This window comes from Paenibacillus haidiansis (assembly GCF_036553665.1).
Classification (GTDB): Bacteria; Bacillota; Bacilli; order Paenibacillales; family Paenibacillaceae; genus Fontibacillus; species Fontibacillus haidiansis.
This window is the reverse complement of record NZ_JAZHPZ010000001.1, coordinates 147,068-165,515: the sequence shown is the minus strand read 5'-3', so window position 1 is coordinate 165,515 and position 18,448 is coordinate 147,068. Positions and strand designations below refer to the sequence as shown.

Genomic DNA, 18,448 nt, shown 5'->3' with positions numbered 1-18,448 from the left:
GGAACTAGGAGGAAATCACATGTTGCCAAAACCCCAGATTGTCAACCTTCCGGTATACCAGCCGGGAAAACCGATTGAAGAAGTAAAGCGGGAGCTTGGCCTCGACGAAGTCATCAAGCTGGCCTCCAATGAGAACCCGTTCGGCTGTTCCCCGCGCGTCCGCGCGGCCATCGAAGCCGAATTGCAAAATATCACCCTGTACCCGGACGGCAGCGCCGCCGAGCTTACGGAAGTGCTGGCGGGCCATCACGGCGTAGGCCGGGACCAGATTATTTTCGGCTGCGGCTCGGACGAAATTATCGCGCTCATCGCCCGCGCATTCTTTGTACCCGGCGACGAAACGGTGATGGCGGATTGCACCTTTTCCGTATATAAGAGCAACGCCGATATCGAAGGTGCGGTAAGCATCGAGGTTCCGCTCAAAGGCGGCACCCACGATTTGGATGCGATGCTGGCCAAAATCGGAAAGAAGACGAAAGCGGTATGGATTTGCAATCCGAACAATCCGACGGGTACGATCGTCTCCGACAGTGAATTGGTAGATTTCCTCGACCGTGTGCCGGGGAATGTGCTGGTGATTCTGGACGAGGCGTATGCGGAATACGTGACGGATCCGGCATATTCGAACGGGGTCGCGCTTTTGTCCAAGTATCCGAACCTGATCGTGCTGCGGACATTCTCGAAAATTTACGGCCTCGCCTCGCTGCGGATCGGCTACGGCATCGGCCAGGCCGGCGTGATCAAGCTGATCAACCAGGTTCGCGAGCCGTTTAATACGTCGCGGTTCGGTCAGGCGGCCGCCAAGGCGTCGGTGACGGATCATGAATTTGTGGCCGAATGCCGGACGAAGAACCGCGATGGCATTCAATATTTGAACGGGCAGTTCGACCGGTTGGGGTTGAGTTATTTCCCGGCGCACGGCAATTTTATTATGGTCGATGTCAAAACGCCGGCGGCGGAAATGTTCCAGGCGCTGCTGAAACAGGGCATCATCGTCCGTCCGGGCTTTGCGAAATATCCGACCCATATCCGGGTAACCGTCGGCTCCGCCGAGCAGAACGCCAAATTTATCGCCGCCCTGGAGCGGGTATTATCCGGAAGTGAAGCCCGCGTATAGCCTAAGCTGTGAACACACATACATGATTGATAACCATTACGCAGAAGAAATCGAGTGAAGAATATGACGACTAAAGTTGCTATTTTCGGGGTCGGTCTGATCGGCGGATCGTTGGGATTATGCTTGAAGGGCAAGCCCGGCCTAACGGTGGTCGGACACAGTCCGCGTCCGGGTTCCCTGAACCGGATGATCGAACGCGGGGTCGTGGATACCGCGACGCAGTCCATGGAAGAGGCGGCTTCGGACGCCGACTTTATATTTCTGTGCGTGCCGGTCGGGAATCTGGAGGAATATTTGGAGAAGCTGTACGCTTTGCCGCTGAAGCCGGGCTGCATCATTACCGATGTGGGCAGCACGAAAGCTTCGGTTGCGGCCCGCGCCCGCATGCTCTCCAAGCCCGGCGTGCATTTCATCGGCGGCCATCCGATGGCCGGCTCCGAACGGTCGGGCGTGGATGCGGCATCCACCTTGTTGTTCGAGAACGCCTATTATGTGCTGACGCCGTCTCCCGACGTGCCTGAGGAGGCGTACGCGCGTCTCGAGAAGCTGCTCGCCTATACGAGAGCGCAGATCGTCCGCGTGGACCCGGTCATGCACGATCAAATCGTGGGGGCGATCAGCCATCTGCCTCATATTATCGCCGTGGCGCTCGTCAATCAGGTGTGCGACTACAACGGCACCAACGGTCTTTACCGGATGCTCGCCGCCGGGGGCTTCCGTGACATCACCCGGATCGCATCCAGCGATCCGGTCATCTGGCGCGATATTCTCCTGAGCAACCGGGAGGTGCTCCTTTCGCTGCTTAAGGACTGGAACGCCGAAATCGGCGGCTTTATCGGGCTGCTGGAGCATGGGGACGGAGCCGGGATCAAGCAGGCCTTCGAAAAAGCCAATCTGTTCCGCGGCGAACTCCCCGAACGCCGGAAGGGTGCGATCACATCTCTGTTCGACTTGTATATCGACGTGCCCGACCATCCGGGGATTATCGGGCATATCGCCACGGAGCTCGGCGTTCGGCATATCAACCTGAGCAATATGCAGATCATCGAGAGCCGGGAGGATGTTCCGGGCGTGCTCCGGCTGTCGTTCCGCCAGGAAACCGAAATGGAGCGGGCTAAGGACCATTTGAACTCGTTGGGTTATTCGGTTTACGTGTAGGTTTTACGGGGGGAGAAATCCCCTTATTTCGCAAAATGAAAACGCTTAAAAAAAGTGTTGACAAAATGAAAACGTATACATATAATAAAAGTACAGTATGGTTTCTCTCCACTCCTATCCAATATCTGTTGCTCGGTAGTGAGCAAGACCGCTTCTTAACGAAGCGGTTTTTTTTTGCCATTTTACGGCAAACCGGGTGGTCCTTAGTCAGAAATTAGATTGCGGGCGAAAATTCGGATACAATAGTCTACAGGAAAAATTTCGATCGGGAGGCGAATGCATATGGATTTGGGATTGAAGCATAAAAAAGCGATTGTGACGGGCGGAAGCAAAGGAATCGGACTGGCGACGGCGCTGACGCTCGCCGGCGAAGGAGCCGAGGTGGCGATCGTGGCCCGAAACGAGGAGCATCTCCGGCAGGCGGCGGACTTGATTCGGGAACGGACGGGTAGGGATCCCATTACGATTTCCGCGGACGTCTCGGTCCGGGATGAGGCGGAGCGCACAGTAACGGAAGCGGCGAAGCGGCTGGGCGGTTTGGACATCCTGGTCAATAATGCCGGTACGTCGGCCGCCAGTCCGTTTCCCGAAGTGGAGCCGGATCAATGGGAGGCGGACCTGGATTTGAAGCTGTTCGGAGCGGTACATTTTGCCCGCGCGGCTTTGCCATATCTGCGTAAGGCGGAATGCGGGGGAGCGATCGTAAACGTGACGGCGATCGGGGGCAAGGCCCCGGGAGCCTCGTCGCTCCCGACGTCGGTGAGCCGTGCGGCCGGGCTTGCGTTGACCAAGGCGATGAGCAAGGATTTGGCCGCCGACGGCATCCGGGTCAACGCGGTCTGCATCGGCTTAATTCGCAGCGACCAGATCGAGCGGAAATGGAAAGCCTCTGCGCCGGAGCTGTCCTGGGAGGAGTTTGCCCGCGATCCGCGGCACGGCATCCCGCTCGGACGGATCGGCGAGGCGCAGGAGGCGGCGAATGTCATCGCTTTTCTCGTCTCGGAGGCGGCGTCCTATATCACCGGAACCTCCGTCAATATCGACGGCGGAAAATCCGCGGTCCTATAAAATTTGCTAACCGGATTTTGTTGGGTTTAAAATAAGAGAAGGGTTTTGCCATGATGATCGGAGCTGTCGAAGCCGGCGGTACCAAAATGGTGTGCGGAATCGGAAATGAGCGGGGGGACATTCTGGAGCGGACGAGTTTTCCTACGTCCCAACCCGCGGAAACGTTGGAGCGGATTATCTCTTATTTCCGGGATAAGCCGGTTGATGCGATCGGGATCGGCAGCTTCGGGCCGATCGGCCTCGATCCCGCACGCCCGGAGTACGGGCATATTACAACTACGCCCAAACCGGGCTGGAGCGGGTGCGACTTCCTGGGGACGCTCAAGCGCGAATACGACGTCCCTTACGGCTGGGATACGGACGTGAATGCGGCAGCCTTGGGCGAGGTTATTTGGGGAGCGGCCAAAGGGTTGGACAGCTGTGTTTATTATACGATCGGCACGGGGATCGGAATGGGCGTCGTCGCCGAAGGCAAGGCGGTACACGGACTGCTGCACCCCGAGGCCGGGCATATTCCGGTGCGTCGCCATCCCGACGACGCTTTTGCCGGGAATTGTCCTTACCACGGGGATTGTCTGGAAGGTATGGCTTCGGGCCTGGCGCTGGAACGCCGATGGGGAGTGCAAGGCAAGGAACTGCCGAAATCCCATCCCGCTTGGTCGCTGGAAGCTTATTACATAGGTCAGGCCGTGACCGCAACGGTTCTGACATTGTCTCCGAAAAAAGTAATTATCGGCGGAGGAGTCATGGGGCAAAACCAGCTCTATCCGTTGATCCGGGAAGAGGTCCGGCGGAATTTGCGGGGCTATATCAGCGCGCCGGAATTGGGGGAAGGCATCGACCGTTACATCGTGGCGCCGGGTCTGGGCTCCGATGCCGGACTGAAAGGCGCGCTCGCTTTGGGGCTGAATGCGCTGCAAGCTGGTTCATAATTAAAATTATTGGGTATTGGGAGACAGCGGCCCAAAACCTGGAAAAATCGATTTTAGCTAAATGATGCTGTTTTGATATTCCCGGTTCCGTGCTATAATATTGGGTGATTGTTGGAACTAATGCTGTTATTGTGATGTTTTGGCCGGTTTTGGACTTTTAGATTAAATTTGTTACATATAGACCGCAACTTTTTGGATCCTGTTCGGTAATTATTTATATAGAATCGAACGGGGAGAAGTGCATGGATGGGCGAGGAGGATCGCACTCAGATGACGGATTCCCAAATGATTCGTGAGATTAAAGAAGGCAATACGGAGCTGTATTCGGAGCTGATGCGACGATATCAGCGCAAAATACTGGCTTTCGTATACCATATGCTTAAGAGCGCTCATCTGGAGCTGCTTGCAGAAGATATTTGCTCGGAAACGTTCTATAAAGCATTCCGCAGTTTGCATTCTTTCCGGGAAGTGGACGCTTCTTTTTCGACCTGGCTGTATACGATCGCAAGAAATACCGTGCTTAGCGAGCTACGCAAGCAGCGTGCGGCCAATGTACCGCTGGAAGAGAGCGGGTTCGTTCCGGTCGCACCGGGCGAAGTGGCGCCGGAGCAGGCGATCTTGCGCAACGAGAAGGTCGGCATGGTGCGTGAAGCGATCAATAATCTACCGGAGAAGCAAAGGTCCGCCTTAATTCTGCGCGAGTATGACCAACTGGATTACCAGGAGATCGCCAGTATTCTCGGACAAAGCGTCAGTGCTGTAAAATCCCTGTTGTTTCGGGCGCGGAGTAGCGTGAAGAGCCAGCTTGAACCCTACTTCTATGAACCGGTTTACGAGCATTACGAAGGGATGAAAAACAGATGAATTGTAGAGAGGCCCAAGAACTGTTCGGATTGCTGCCGGATTTGCCGGAGCACGATCCCCAGCGCAAACTGCTGGAATGGCATATTTTGGGCTGCGAGTCTTGTGCGGCTGAGCATCAACTCTGGATGGACAGCATGGACGTGCTTCAAGCGCTGCCCGTGGAAGTCAGCGATGAGCAGGCTGAAGCCGTCAACCGCAAAGTCATGGACCGGATCTACGCGGAATCGCCGTGGCTCGCTCCGGATATCCGGGATAAAAGCTATGGAAGACGGCTGCGGCGCCGCGTTTCGATATGGGCCGCCTGCTTCCTGGCCGTTTTTCTATTCAGCACGCTGCTGTTCGCAATCGGCGGCTCGGTCAAAACGGATCAAGCAGCAAACAAGCCGGCGACCGGAATTATTCCCGCGGCCGTGGCGGCGGGCGATACCGAAACGTCCGGCGATTTCGCCTTTGCGCTTCCGGGTGTTTCCCGCGGTGTTGTAGATCCGTTCGTCGTACAATTGGGCCCGGCATATCCGCAGTATTGGATGCTTTTATCGATGGCGGGCATGGTTCTGGCGCTGGTTTCCTGGAAAGGAATCCAGAAATACAGGAGATAATACGGTATTAAAGTCAATAACGCTTCTTTCCGTTCCGATGGGCGAAAGAGGCGTTTTTACTTAAACATGATATAATGATATTCCTAAAGATAAATTCAAAAGTGGAGGGGATGGCATGCTGGTAGGGCTCATACGGCATGGGCTGACGGACTGGAACGCAGCCGGTAAGATTCAAGGACAAAGCGATATTCCGCTCAATGACGAGGGAAGGCGGCAGGCCCGTCTTTTGGCTTCCCGGCTCCTGGAGGAACGGGAATACCGCTGGGATTTTGTCATAACAAGCGGTTTAGCCCGGGCGGAAGAGACGGGTCGAATCATCGCCGACAAGCTGGGCATCCCGGTTTATGAGCCCGATTCGCGAATTATGGAACGGGCATTCGGCCAGATCGAAGGTATGACCGCACTGGAGAGAGAGGCGAAATGGGGGAAGGAGTGGCATTCGCTCGAACTCGGCCAGGAGAAGGACGAGGAGATCCGTAACCGGGCGCTAGCGTTCCTTCGGGAGCTTGGCGAGCGTTACGGCGATAAGAACGCGCTGGTCGTCACGCACGGCGGCCTGCTGGCCCAATTGTTCACGGCGCTGTATCGGGACCGTTGTTCCGAGCGAATCGGCAATTTGTCGCTGACCATTTTGGAAAAAAGAGAAACGGAATGGGACTTGCGGCTCTATAACTGCACCCGCCATTTGGAAGAGATCATAGAGGAATCGAGATCATGATGACGCAACCCGGCTTCGGCCGGGTTGTTTTTCTATATGCACGTTTATATGGGATTTGGGATATGGCGAATAAATCCAAAAAAAATTCCCATAATGGTAGTAAAACGGCGAGGCGGTATGATATGAATCTGGCGGATATGCTTACATATGCCGATATCGGGCAGCTTAGCAGAATAGCGAACCATTACCGTTGCGAGTGCAACGGCAATTCGAAGCACGAATTGATTCAATCCATTCTGCAGACGATCGGGCGCAGGGAGTTTATCGAGCACCATGTTGCGGAAATGAGTTTGGAAGATTTGCGGTTTCTGAATGCTCTGATATTCGACGGACGCCGCCAGTTCAGTCTGGAAGAATTGATCGCCTGCGCCCAGCAGTCGCGTTTCACGGAAGACGCCAGAGAACGGGAGAGTCCCAGGGATGTCATCGCCAGATTCAGGCAGCGGGGATGGCTGTTCCAGGGAATGACCCATAACACCAGGTATTTGTTTGAAGTTCCGGAGGATTTGAAACGGCGTTTCCGCGAAGCGCTGGAGCGCCTGATTCGAGCCGAAACCGTCATCATCAAGGGAGAACCGGCAATGTACCGGGAAGAACCGGAATTGCTTTCCGAGGACCTGCTTCTGTTCCTGCAATATGTACGGGAGCATGAGATTCCTCTGAATAACGAAGGGGTGATGTACCGCCGGAATCAGTTGCAGGTTCTGGAAAAACTCCATATCTCCGAACCGCTTGTCGGCAAGGGCTGGCGCTTCGGTTATGGCCGGCGCTTTAAGGATTATCCGAACCGGCTTGCGCTGCTGTATGATTATGCGAGTCATGCCAAATGGATTCGGGAGGACATGGACCGTCTGCGGCTTACGGCCGCGGGTGAAGCGTTTTTGTCCGAGCAAAAACGCGAGCCGATGATACACTTCGTCTCCTTTTGGTTAAGACTTTATAAAGGGCCCATCCCTAACTTGCCTTCTTTGGTGTATTGGATTGAGCGGTGCTCGAAAGAATGGGTCGCGGCCTCCTCGCTGTATGCCGGGATGTCGATGCTGATTAAACCCTTCTATTACGATTCGCCGGAGTCCATCTTTGAAGAGCGTGTCCTGCGCATGATGCTTCACTTGGGAATGGTCCGGATTGGAGACGACGGCCAAGGGGAAAAGTACGTGCAGACGACTCCGTTCGGCAGGTCCGCCGTACATAAGCTGCTCAAAATGCAGAATTGATCCCGAAGAAAGTCCGTTGACAACCGCCCGTTCGACTTGTTAAAATCACTCCCAATCGAAGACAGTTCATAGCTTAAAGGGAGTGTGGTCAAAATGCTGCTGGGATATCAAGGGAAGTTGCCTGTGCTGGATCCTTCAGTGTACATTGCGGAAGGGGCAAAAGTGATTGGAGACGTCAGCGTGGGCGCCGAATCTAGCATTTGGTTCAATGCGGTGCTGCGCGGGGATTTATCGCCCATCGTCATCGGAAGCCGTACCAATCTCCAGGATGGAGTCATCGGGCATGTGAATACCGGCCAGCCCCTGATCGTGATGGACGACGTCTCGGTGGGGCACGGGGCCATCATTCACGGCTGTACGATAGGCCAAGGCACATTAATCGGCATGGGGGCTATTGTCCTAAACGGAGCGGAAATCGGTGAATATGCTTTAGTAGGAGCAGGTTCTCTCGTAACGGAAAACAAAAAAATCCCACCCTATACTCTTTCCCTGGGTTCACCGGCCAGAGTCGTGCGCGAGCTGACCGAGGCCGATTTGCAGCGGATGAAAACGACGGCTGAGAGCTATGTTATCAAAGGGAAAGAATATAGGATCACTTAACAATTAGGTTGGAGGTGCATCCTATGGATCAGATGAAGGTAACTTATGAAGCAATGCTCAGTTTGGCGGCGGAAATGGTTTGGGACGAAGCACTACGCAAACACCGGTCGGAGCAAATCTACAACGAAATCGACAACGCACTGGCACAAGGCGATGAGCAGGCCTTCCGGCTTCTAACGGATGAACTGAAGACATTGGATAAATAAAAGAAATGCCCTTGCGGCATTTCTTTTTTGTATTATAAAGATAATAAGAATAGATAGATTGGGGATGTCTTATTATGAAATTTAGCGAAATGGAACCGGGGACATGGGAAGAGCTGCGCCCTTATTTGGATACATGCCTTATTCCGGTGACCGGTCTCACCGGGAAAGAACAGCCGCATGAAGTAACGGCGGCGTTGGAAAGGCTTAGGGATATCATGGATCTGGTGGAAATTCCGTTCCACGGAAGAATTGTAACTTACCCTTCTTTTCAGTATGGGCGGGAGGAAATTTTGTCACAAGTCAACGAGATTTGTCACCATGTCAAATCCGGCGGATTTCGTTACGCCATCGTGATTTCGACCGATGTCGAACCGGAGAATGAGCGGCTGCCGGCTGCCGATCTGATCATTACGCCGGAACGGTTTCCGGCTGCGGGAGAGCTTCCGGCCGGGCAGCGGGTAAAAGACGCTGTTCAGCGGTTATGGAAAGGCGATAGCAAGATCTAAATGTGACAAATTGATGAACTTTAAAATTGGTCAACGAACCGATTGATGGAAAAGATGTGTCAAATTCTTGACGGTCCTAAAAGGAAAATATATTATAAATATGTCTTCACATAAGTGTGATAAATGTCATTGTTAGTAATGAGATGGAATCAATTGGCTGGCAAAGGGGGTTGAAGACGTTATGAGCAATCAGCATGAAGAGCATGAATCATCGCATAAACCGCCTGTGCGCAAGGAGATGTCCCGTCGGCAGTTTCTTACATATACATTGGGGGGAGCAACGGCATTTATGGCGGCAGGTGTGGCGCTTCCGATGGTTCGTTTTGCCGTGGACCCGATTTTGCAAAAGAAAGGCGAAGGCGCATTTGTCAAGGTGGCCGAAATCAGCAAAATTACAAGCGAGCCCCAGGAATTTTCGTTTGAACTGAAACAGCAGGACGGATGGTATTTAAGCACCTCCAACCTGACCGCGTGGATCCGGAAAGACGAGAGCGGAAAAATTTATGCGCTTTCACCGATTTGCAAGCATCTCGGCTGTACGGTCGGCTGGAACAACGACAAGAATTTTCCCGACGAATATCATTGTCCGTGCCACGGCGCGCACTATACAAAGGAAGGAAAACAGCTTGCCGTCGCTCCGAAGCCGCTCGACGAATACAAGGTCATGCTGAAGGACGACTGGGTATATCTGGGCGAGATTATCCCGAATACCATCGTGAAATAAGGAGGCGTAGATACGGATGTTTAAAAATGTTTACAACTGGATTGACGAACGTCTGGATATCACGCCGATCTGGAGAGATGTCGCCGACCATGAGGTTCCCGAGCATGTCAATCCGGCGCATCATTTCTCGGCTTTCGTGTACTGCTTCGGCGGTCTGACGTTTTTTATCACCGTAATCCAGATTTTGTCGGGGATGTTTCTGACGATGTATTACGTTCCCGATATCATTAACGCGTACAACAGTGTTGAATATTTGCAGACGCAGGTCGCTTTCGGCCAAATCGTCCGCGGGATGCACCACTGGGGCGCGAGCTTGGTCATCGTCATGATGTTTTTGCATACGCTGCGAGTCTTCTTCACCGGTTCTTATAAAGCGCCGCGTGAGATGAACTGGGTGGTGGGCATGCTGATCTTCTTCGTCATGATCGGGCTCGGTCTGACGGGTTATTTGCTCCCGTGGGACAACAAAGCGTACTTTGCGACCAAGGTTACACTGGAAATCGCCAACTCCGTGCCCGTCCTGGGACCGGTGATCAAAGAGCTGCTGCAAGGCGGTACGCTCGTCGGCGCCGAAACGCTAACGCGCTTCTTCGCCATCCACGTGTTCTTCCTTCCGGCCGTGCTGCTGATCCTTCTGGTAGGACACTTTATTATGATCCGCAGACAAGGGATCTCCGGTCCGCTATAATCATGGGCCGCCCGGGTCTTGCATCTGCTGCATGGATCACAGAACAATTCGAGAAGAGAAGGGAGGCATTTACATGGCTCATGGTGACAAATCGAAACAGGAAAAGGTCGTATTTGTCGGCGATTCGCGCGTCCGCAAGGGCAACGGGTTTATCGTTCCTCCCGACTATACGGCATATCCGGGCAAATCGGAGGCCTTTATTCCGAACTTTTTACTGAAGGAATGGATGGTAGGGGTCGTCGTGCTCGTCGGATTTCTCGTTCTGACGATTTCCGAACCGGCTCCGCTCGGGTTTCCGGCCAATCCGAACGCTTCGGTCATTCCGATGCCGGACTGGTACTTCCTGTTTCTGTACCAATATCTGAAATATCCATACGCTTCAGGGAACTATGTTGTCCTGGGGACGCTCGGCATTCCGGCCGTTGCCTTTGGAGGTCTGCTGCTCGCCCCGTTCCTGGACCGCGGCAAGGAGCGGCGATTTTATAAACGCCCGATCGCTTCGTCCCTGATGTTTCTATCGCTCATTTCCCTGGTGTACCTGACGAACTTTGCCTGGACGCATTACAAGAACGAGCTGGAAGCGACGGGCACGCAGCCGGAGCACATCCAGCGGGAAGAACAGGCTCGCGAGAACCGGGAGCAGGGCTTGCCGACATCGAGCGGCAACCGCCAGGAGGAGGTAGCGATCGTCGAACCGGATGATCCGGCGATGGAATCGTTCAAGAAGGCGACCTGTATCTCCTGTCACGGCGCCGATCTCAAGGGAGCCGGCGGACCGTCGCTGCGCGGGGTAGGCGACAAGCACGACAAGGATGCGATCCTTTCAATTATTAAAGATGGCTATAACAATAAGATGCCTGCGATGTACGACACGGCCATCAGCGCCGGGCTGACCGACCAGGACATCGACCATTTGGCCGAATGGCTTGCGAAACAAAAGACGGAAGCAGTAGAATAAGATTAATGAAGACCTGATCGTCATCACGATCAGGTTTTTTAATATCTTGGCGTTTTAGTTTACATAATGGAAATGGGGTAAAAGTTTGAAGCCGTCATTTTTGTGGAGCCGTCCTTTTTTGTCGTCCCGGCCGGTCTTGTGGCTGTTGTTTGTTTGCAATCTGCTTGGCACGATCTATGGTTACATTTGGTATGACAATCAACTCCTCGATACCTGGGAGAAGCATCCGCATTGGCAAATTGTGTTCGTACCCGACAGTCCGACGGCGAGCCTGTTTTTTACTTTGTCCCTGCTCTTTCTGCTCTTTCCCGCCGGCCTGTCGCGGTTCAAGTTCCTCCGCGGCTTGATTGAAGGGCTTGCCGTCGTAACAAGCGTGAAATACGGCGTCTGGGCGGTCAGCATGATATTTGCCGGCGCCGCTCAAGGCGGCGAGCTGGTTTGGCAGGACTGGATGCTTGTGGCTTCCCATTTGGCTATGGCTGTGGAGGCGCTGCTGTATGTCCGCTTATTCCGGTTCGGGACGGGGATGCTGCTGGTCGCCGGAGCCTGGACGCTGCTGAACGACGCGGTGGATTACCGTTACGAGGTATATCCCTGGTTGCCGCAGACGCTGTGGGATAACGTGCCGCAGGTTATGGTCTTTACCTTCTGCCTGACCATCGCCAGTATGGCGGCGGGCTGGCTTGCGCTCCGGGGCGCAAAAAGAGCGAAAACGGAGTTCTAAGCGCGGACAGCCCGCCATACCTTGGTGGTAAGGAGGGATTGTCCATGAAAGCCGCGAAATGGAAACGGGTTAAGACCGTGTTGTTGTGTTTGTTGGCACTGCCTGCCGTCTTATCGCAGGGGCCGGCGGAGCAGGCCGAAGCGGCCGCCTCCGTTCCCGCGCAAGAAGCTGTGAAGCAGCCGGAACGGGAGCGTGCGGAGAAGCTGGCATCGTTCGAGCAGGCGGCCGAGGATTTGTACCGCGCCATGCAAGAAGGGAAGACACAGGAAGCTCATTGGGATATGGACCGGTTGACCGAAAATTTGGAGGGGCTTTCTTTCAAAGGGTTGACCTCGGTGGAAGGTATACACGCGCTGGCCGAAAGCATTATGGATGTCCGGGAGAGCCTGGTCAGGGCGGAAGTCTCGCCGGAAGAATGGGCGGAATCGTCGGCAAAGCTCCGTCTGGCCGTGAACAGCCTGGTGCACAAGGACAAGGCGCTATGGCTGCAATATTACAAAATCATGTCCGATGACTTGGCGAACATGAGCAAAGGCAGGGCCGAAGGAAGCCGGACATTGCTGCGGGAGGCTTTCCTTGCGCTGAAATCGCATTATGAAGTGATCCGGCCCGCCGCGGTCATCGACAAGAACCCTTCGGAGATCAACCGCCTGGATTCTTGGATGTCATATGCCGACAGGCTCAGCTCGGACAGCACCTGGGATGAGCCGGCAATCAGCGGGGCGATCGAGCAGGGGGACCGGCTGATTAAGGAACTGTTCGGGCGCCGAGGCGACGAACCCGTTTTCCTGCCGGTCGGGAGCATCGGCAATCCGTGGCAATGGGGCCTTTTGATCGGCGGCTGGATTTTGTTGGCGCTCGCTTATACCGGTTTGAGAAAGTACCGGGCGGACCAATCCGTCACATCCGTGCACGCCAAGCGGGACCGGGCCGACAGCTATCGCTTCTAATATAAATAATCGCCCTCCGGGTCCGAAGCGGACTTGGGGGCGATTGATTTGTCGGCTATAAGATTCCTGCAATTGTGCAGCTTTTTCTGGACTGAAGGCTTATTTTAAGAGAATTCCTGCAACAGTGCAGGTTTTCCGCGCGTAATTCCCCGTTTAGCCGTAATTGGCATAAAATACCTGCATATTTGCAGGTATTACTTGCTTCACCTGCGGACCAGCTTCAAAAACTGTATTTTTGCAGGCTTGTACCGCCTAAGAATCGGTTGCGATAAGCCCGACTGGTTTTTCTGACCGTCCCAACCTTCCTAATCCTCCCTAAACCCTTCACCATGAACGTCATGTACATCGCTGATAATAATGAACGCCCGCGGATCGACGGATTTGGCGATCCCGTTCAGCCGCCGGATCTCCTGGCGGGACACGACGCAGTAAGCCATATACTTCGACTGCTTGGAATAGGCGCCGATCGCGGGAATCAGCGTTACTCCCCGTTCCATCTCTTTCGTAATGATATCGGCGATTTCCGGAGCGTGGTCGCTGATGATCGTAAAGGCTTTGGCCGAGTAAGCCCCCTCCTGAATGAAGTCGATCACCTTGGAAGCGATAAATACCGCGACGAGCGTATACAGGATATTTTCTTTGGCGACATAAAAAAGGGACAGCCCGATGATGATAACATCGATAGTCAGAATCACCTGACCCATGCTGAACCCGAATTTCCGGTTCAAAATCCGCGCCACGATATCGGACCCGCCCGTGGTCCCGCCGAAGCGAAACACGATGCCGAGCCCGGCGCCAAGCGTTACCCCTGCGTACAGGGATGCGAGAATATAGTCCGTTTCAAAAGTCACAATCCAGCCGGAGTCGATCATTTTTTCGAAAATCCAGAGAAAGAACGACAGCGAGCCGATTCCAAGGCCTGTGTATACGATCTGTCTTCCGCCGAGTATTTTCCAGCCGATCAGAAACAGCGGAATGTTCAGCAGCAGGTTGGACAGTGAAGGCGAAACGCCGAACGCGTATTTCAGCAGGATCGTAATGCCGGTAACCCCGCCCTCCATGAGCTGATTGGGTATAATAAAATATAGTAGTCCGAAGGCATAGATCGCAGTGCCCAGCATGATTGGGAGAACCGTTTTCAAATAGCCCGTGATTCTGTTTGCATTCATTCCATAATCCCTCACCCGTTAGTTGTGTATGCCTGTTTTGGCGCATTCTTCCTTAGTATACCTTTTTCCGGGGGGATTAAAAAAGGGTTTGTTTTCATATCTGCTTTACGATAACATAGGGATGATACATGTCACATAAGAGAGGGATGGCTGATGAAAGAAAAGTCTCTTGCAGAGCTGCAAAGGGAAGTGGACCAGTACATATCCCAATTTAAAGAAGGCTATTTCAGTCCGCTGGCCCTGATGGCCCGCATGAGCGAGGAAGTCGGCGAATTGGCCCGGGAAGTCAACCATAGCTACGGGGAGAAGCCGAAGAAGGAGAGCGAACCCGATAACTCCATCGAGCTGGAGCTGGGCGATATCCTGTTTATTGCGATCTGTTTCGCGAACTCGCTCGGCATCGATTTAACCGCGGCACACGATAAAGTGATGCACAAATTCAATACGCGCGACGCGGATCGCTGGACCAAAAAGGACACCTAATAAGTCCTTCCTTCATATGCTGTAAGTAATATCAGCCCATCGCATGGGAGGGGTATGGCAGATGAAGGCGGAGGACTATTTAAAAAAAAGCGTACCGGAGCATTTACGAGAATGATTTCGAGCAGGCGATCCAGCATTTTGAGGAAGCACTGGCGATCGAGCCGGACAATGCGGATGTCCACTATCGCTGCTCGATTACCTGTGCCCGCAGCAACCGGTTGGACAGGGCGTTGGCCCATGCCCGGCTGGCTACGGCTCTGGCGCCCTTGCAGGAGGAATACAAGCTCCATTTTGACCGGATGCAGTCCAAAGAGCTGACGGTGATGGCCAAGCGGCTGCTCGAAGGCGATACAGCCGGAAGCAGCGTAAATAAGGAGGGAGTCGTCGTCCCCGCGTTAAGGCTGTTGGAGCGGGCGGCCCAGTTGGATCCGCTGTCGGTGGACTCGCGGGTATGGCTGGCGATCGCCTACGCCGAGCTGGAGCAATATGAACTGGCTCTGAACGCGGTACAGGAAGCGTCGGCTTTGCCGCAAGATGACGTTATCGCCAAACAACTGGCGGAATTGGAACAGAGAATCAGGAAATATATGGATTAATCATTTCAACAGAGAATGAGGGGGATCAAGATGGGGGAACAGATTAGAGTTGCCGTCGCGGGAGCGGCGGGAAGAATGGGCAGAGAAGTGGTTAAGATGGTACTGGAGGATCCCGCTCTTCGTCTGGTGGCCGCCATCAATCCGGCAAACGAAGCGATAGACGCGGGAACCCTCGTCGGGCTGCCGGCCTGCGGCGTCCGGTTGACCTCAGATCTGGAGCTTTCGCTGGTTGAAGGGAAACCGCAGGTATTGGTCGATTTTACGACGCCGGCGTCCGCATTTGCCAACACGGAGACGGCGATTAAGCATGGGGTGGCCCCGGTGGTCGGAACGACAGGCTTCACCCCGGAGCAGATTGAGCTTCTGGACAAGCAGTGCCGCGCCAAAGGACTGGGCGGGCTGATCGCGCCGAATTTTTCGATCGGGGCGATTTTGCTGATGAAATTCGCCGCACAGGCGGCCAAATATTTCCCGCATTTGGAGATCATCGAATACCACGGGGACCAGAAGCTGGACGCCCCTTCGGGGACGGCGATCAAAACCGCGGAGCTGATCGCGATGAACCGGGAAGAGCTCCGTCAGGGCAATCCCAAGGAGGAAGAGACGATCGAAGGCTCCAGAGGCGGATACTACAACGGGTTCCGCATCCACAGCGTTCGCCTGCCCGGCATTTTCGCGCAGGAGGAGGTCGTATTCGGCGGCTTCGGCCAAACGCTGAAGATCCGCCATGACTCCTATGAACGGGCGGGATATATGCCCGGCGTCAATTTGGCGATCAAAAAAGTGCTGGAATATGAAGGTATGGTCTACGGATTCGATCATTTTGTCGATTGATAGAGGGAGAGAAGAACATGCTGAATATAGCTTTTATTGCCCACGACCGCAAAAAAGAAGATATCGTTAATTTCGTTATCGCCTATGAACATGTGTTTAAAGGAAAGAAACTCTATTCCACCGGAACGACGGGGATGCGGATTATGGAAGCGACCGATCTGAAGATTCATCGCTTCCTCTCGGGTCCGCTCGGCGGCGATCAGCAGATCGGATCGCTGATTGCGCAAAATGAGATGGATCTCGTCCTGTTTTTCCGCGATCCGCTGATGGCTCAGCCGCATGAGCCCGACATTACGGCGCTGCTGCGCCTCTGCGACGTTCACGGAATTCCGGTGGCCACCAATCTGGCGACGGCGGAGATTTTGGTTCGCGCGCTGGATCGCGGCGATTTCGGCTGGCGGGAACTGGTGGAACAAAACAAACCGGGGTTAAGCTAATGAGCGGGCAACTCGATATTCTGATCTTCGGAGCCCACGCGGACGACGCGGAAATCGGCATGGCCGGCACGATCGCCAAGCAGGTGGCCGCCGGCTCGCGGGTGGGCCTTTGCGATCTGACCGAGGCCGAGCTTTCCTCCAACGGCAATGTCGAGCTGCGCAAGCGGGAAGCGGCCCAGGCCGCGGAAACGCTGGGCGTGTCGGTCCGTCTGAACCTCGGACTCCCCGACCGGGGATTATATATTACGCCGGAGCACGTCGCCCGGGTCACGGAGGTCATCCGGGAATATGCGCCCGCGGTGATCTTTGCTCCCTATTGGGAAGACCGGCATCCGGACCATATTGCCTGCTCCAAACTCGTGGAGGAGGCGGCGTTCAACGCCAAGCTCCGCCGGTATATGCCGGACAAGCCGGCAATCGCGGCGCCGGAGCTTTATTATTATTTCATTAATGATTGGAAAACGCCGGATCTGCTGGTCGACGTGACGGATTACTATCCGCTGAAGGAGCAGGCCCTCGGCTGTTACCGCTCGCAATTCGGGCAGGGATCTGCAGGGGAGGATGTGGCTCCGACCCCGCTGAACCAAGGCTATGTCGAGCGGGTCAAGGCCAGAGATGCGCTGCTCGGACAGCGCAAACTGATTCCTTTTGCGGAAGGGTTTGCCGTCAAGACGCCTTATCTGGTCAATCTATTCGCGTAAACACAAGGAGGCCGCGGCCTGATATGGATTCATTTTTGAAAATCGGCATTACCTGCTATCCGACGCTTGGCGGCTCGGGGGTTGTGGCGACCGAACTCGGGAAACTGCTTGCGGATAAAGGCCATGAGGTGCATTTTATCTCCCACAGCGTCCCTTTCAGGCTTGGAAGCTTTCATAAAAATATAATGTACCATGAGGTCGAGGTCAGCGATTATTACGTATTCCGTTACCCGCCTTACGACCTTTCCCTGGCGACCAAAATGGCCCAGGTAGCCAAAGCGCAAAATCTGGACATTTTGCATGTCCATTACGCGGTACCCCATGCGGTATGCGCCTTTCTTGCCAAGCAGATGGTCGGAGACAAGCTGAAGGTCGTGACGACGCTGCACGGCACGGATATTACGGTGCTGGCCCAGGACGAGTCGCTGAAGGACCTGATCCGGCTGGCGATCAACGAAAGCGACGCCGTGACGTCGGTCTCGCGCGATTTGATGCGGGAAACCCGCGAGGTGCTCGATATTGTGCGCGATATCGATCTAACCTATAATTTCGTGGACGAGCGCCAATATCATCCCAGAGACGTTTGCGAATGTCGTAAAGATTTCGCCGAACCGGGCGAAAAGGTGCTGATGCACATCTCCAATTTCCGGCCGGTGAAGCGCGTCGGCGATGTGGTCGACGTGTTCAGCATGGTCAACGAGCAAGTGCCGTCCAAGCTGCTGTTTGTCGGCGAAGGCCCGGACCTTCCGAAGATCCAGTGGAAAATCAAAGAAATGGGGCTGGAAGACCGCGTTCATTTCCTAGGCAAGCAGGACGATATCGCCCAGGTGATTTCAATGGCCGATGTGCTGCTGCTTCCTTCCGAGAAAGAAAGCTTCGGCCTCGTGGCACTGGAAGCGATGGCTTGCGGCATACCGACCGTCGGATCGGAAGCGGGCGGGATTCCCGAATTGGTCGCCCATGGCGAAACCGGGTTTTTGGCCCCGATCGGAGACACCCGCCGGATGGCGGATTATTGCATCTCGCTGTTCAATGACCCGGAGCTGGCAAGCCGGGTACGCAAGGCTTGTCTGAACCGGGCGAAATGCTATTTCAGCAGCGACACCATTACATCCGTTTATGAATCCATCTACTACCGGGTATTGGGGCGGAAGGTGCCGCAGTTTAAACCGGCTTGCGGATAAAAAGGCGGAGGATTG

23 protein-coding genes are annotated in these 18,448 nt (G+C 54.4%); 22 read left to right on the top strand and 1 reads right to left on the bottom strand.

Annotated elements, in window-relative coordinates; genetic code table 11:
- The first annotated feature begins 19 nt into the window (after positions 1-19).
- The 16 genes from hisC (at position 20) to V3851_RS00675 (ending at position 13,029) form a co-directional block, all read left to right on the top strand.
- On the top strand, positions 20-1,117 hold the full coding sequence (gene hisC / locus V3851_RS00750) for a histidinol-phosphate transaminase (RefSeq protein ID WP_331844583.1): 1,098 nt from the start codon (positions 20-22) through the stop codon (positions 1,115-1,117).
- A gap of 63 nt (positions 1,118-1,180) precedes the next feature.
- The gene (locus V3851_RS00745; RefSeq protein ID WP_331844582.1) at positions 1,181-2,275 is read left to right on the top strand and encodes a prephenate dehydrogenase; all 1,095 of its coding nucleotides are present in this window, start codon (positions 1,181-1,183) and stop codon (positions 2,273-2,275) included.
- Between the two features lie 282 nt (positions 2,276-2,557).
- Positions 2,558-3,343, top strand: a complete 786-nt coding sequence (locus tag V3851_RS00740; RefSeq protein WP_331844581.1) for an SDR family NAD(P)-dependent oxidoreductase — start codon at positions 2,558-2,560, stop codon at positions 3,341-3,343.
- Positions 3,344-3,393: 50 nt separating this feature from the next.
- Positions 3,394-4,275 carry an ROK family protein gene (locus tag V3851_RS00735; protein WP_331844580.1) on the top strand — a complete coding sequence of 294 codons (882 nt, stop codon included), beginning with the start codon at positions 3,394-3,396 and terminating at the stop codon, positions 4,273-4,275.
- 270 nt (positions 4,276-4,545) lie between these two features.
- The gene (locus V3851_RS00730) at positions 4,546-5,139 is read left to right on the top strand and encodes an RNA polymerase sigma factor (RefSeq protein WP_331844579.1); all 594 of its coding nucleotides are present in this window, start codon (positions 4,546-4,548) and stop codon (positions 5,137-5,139) included.
- Complete coding sequence (locus V3851_RS00725; RefSeq protein WP_331844578.1) at positions 5,136-5,738, top strand: anti-sigma factor; 603 nt, start codon at positions 5,136-5,138, stop codon at positions 5,736-5,738. The genes V3851_RS00730 and V3851_RS00725 overlap by 4 nt, the downstream gene beginning before the upstream one ends.
- Before the next feature lie 115 nt (positions 5,739-5,853).
- Entirely contained in the window at positions 5,854-6,456 is a 603-nt protein-coding gene (locus V3851_RS00720; protein ID WP_331844577.1) for a histidine phosphatase family protein, read from the top strand.
- A gap of 122 nt (positions 6,457-6,578) precedes the next feature.
- The gene (locus V3851_RS00715) at positions 6,579-7,673 is read left to right on the top strand and encodes a DUF5302 domain-containing protein (protein ID WP_331844576.1); all 1,095 of its coding nucleotides are present in this window, start codon (positions 6,579-6,581) and stop codon (positions 7,671-7,673) included.
- A 93-nt stretch (positions 7,674-7,766) separates the two neighbouring features.
- Positions 7,767-8,273, top strand: a complete 507-nt coding sequence (locus tag V3851_RS00710) for a gamma carbonic anhydrase family protein (RefSeq protein WP_331844575.1) — start codon at positions 7,767-7,769, stop codon at positions 8,271-8,273.
- Between the two features lie 23 nt (positions 8,274-8,296).
- Complete coding sequence (locus V3851_RS00705; RefSeq protein ID WP_331844574.1) at positions 8,297-8,479, top strand: IDEAL domain-containing protein; 183 nt, start codon at positions 8,297-8,299, stop codon at positions 8,477-8,479.
- Between the two features lie 74 nt (positions 8,480-8,553).
- The gene (locus V3851_RS00700; RefSeq protein WP_331844573.1) at positions 8,554-8,985 is read left to right on the top strand and encodes a DUF2487 family protein; all 432 of its coding nucleotides are present in this window, start codon (positions 8,554-8,556) and stop codon (positions 8,983-8,985) included.
- A gap of 181 nt (positions 8,986-9,166) precedes the next feature.
- Entirely contained in the window at positions 9,167-9,709 is a 543-nt protein-coding gene (locus tag V3851_RS00695) for a QcrA and Rieske domain-containing protein (RefSeq protein ID WP_331844572.1), read from the top strand.
- Positions 9,710-9,725: 16 nt separating this feature from the next.
- Positions 9,726-10,397: a menaquinol-cytochrome c reductase cytochrome b subunit gene (gene qcrB, locus V3851_RS00690; RefSeq protein ID WP_331844571.1), complete on the top strand. Its 672-nt coding sequence runs from the start codon at positions 9,726-9,728 to the stop codon at positions 10,395-10,397.
- Between the two features lie 73 nt (positions 10,398-10,470).
- The gene (locus V3851_RS00685; RefSeq protein WP_331844570.1) at positions 10,471-11,355 is read left to right on the top strand and encodes a c-type cytochrome; all 885 of its coding nucleotides are present in this window, start codon (positions 10,471-10,473) and stop codon (positions 11,353-11,355) included.
- 85 nt (positions 11,356-11,440) lie between these two features.
- A complete protein-coding gene (locus V3851_RS00680) occupies positions 11,441-12,079 on the top strand; it encodes a DUF1405 domain-containing protein (RefSeq protein WP_331844569.1) in 639 nt (212 codons plus the stop codon).
- Positions 12,080-12,123: 44 nt separating this feature from the next.
- The gene (locus V3851_RS00675) at positions 12,124-13,029 is read left to right on the top strand and encodes a sporulation protein YpjB (RefSeq protein WP_331844568.1); all 906 of its coding nucleotides are present in this window, start codon (positions 12,124-12,126) and stop codon (positions 13,027-13,029) included.
- 305 nt (positions 13,030-13,334) lie between these two features.
- Here V3851_RS00675 and V3851_RS00670 read toward each other — a convergent pair whose 3' ends face one another.
- Positions 13,335-14,198 carry a YitT family protein gene (locus V3851_RS00670; protein WP_331844567.1) on the bottom strand — a complete coding sequence of 288 codons (864 nt, stop codon included), beginning with the start codon at positions 14,196-14,198 and terminating at the stop codon, positions 13,335-13,337.
- A 153-nt stretch (positions 14,199-14,351) separates the two neighbouring features.
- Between V3851_RS00670 and V3851_RS00665 the strand changes: the two genes are divergently transcribed.
- The 6 genes from V3851_RS00665 (at position 14,352) to bshA (ending at position 18,433) form a co-directional block, all read left to right on the top strand.
- Entirely contained in the window at positions 14,352-14,681 is a 330-nt protein-coding gene (locus V3851_RS00665; protein ID WP_331844566.1) for a nucleotide pyrophosphohydrolase, read from the top strand.
- Between the two features lie 101 nt (positions 14,682-14,782).
- Positions 14,783-15,277, top strand: coding sequence for a tetratricopeptide repeat protein (locus V3851_RS00660; RefSeq protein WP_331845229.1), 495 nt, complete (start codon positions 14,783-14,785; stop codon positions 15,275-15,277).
- Between the two features lie 30 nt (positions 15,278-15,307).
- On the top strand, positions 15,308-16,111 hold the full coding sequence (gene dapB, locus V3851_RS00655; RefSeq protein ID WP_331844565.1) for a 4-hydroxy-tetrahydrodipicolinate reductase: 804 nt from the start codon (positions 15,308-15,310) through the stop codon (positions 16,109-16,111).
- Positions 16,112-16,128: 17 nt separating this feature from the next.
- Positions 16,129-16,548 carry a methylglyoxal synthase gene (gene mgsA, locus V3851_RS00650; protein WP_331844564.1) on the top strand — a complete coding sequence of 140 codons (420 nt, stop codon included), beginning with the start codon at positions 16,129-16,131 and terminating at the stop codon, positions 16,546-16,548.
- Complete coding sequence (gene bshB1 / locus V3851_RS00645; protein ID WP_331844563.1) at positions 16,548-17,249, top strand: bacillithiol biosynthesis deacetylase BshB1; 702 nt, start codon at positions 16,548-16,550, stop codon at positions 17,247-17,249. Before mgsA ends, bshB1 begins: the two co-directional genes overlap by 1 nt.
- A gap of 23 nt (positions 17,250-17,272) precedes the next feature.
- Positions 17,273-18,433, top strand: coding sequence for an N-acetyl-alpha-D-glucosaminyl L-malate synthase BshA (bshA, locus tag V3851_RS00640; RefSeq protein ID WP_331844562.1), 1,161 nt, complete (start codon positions 17,273-17,275; stop codon positions 18,431-18,433).
- Positions 18,434-18,448 lie beyond the last annotated feature (15 nt).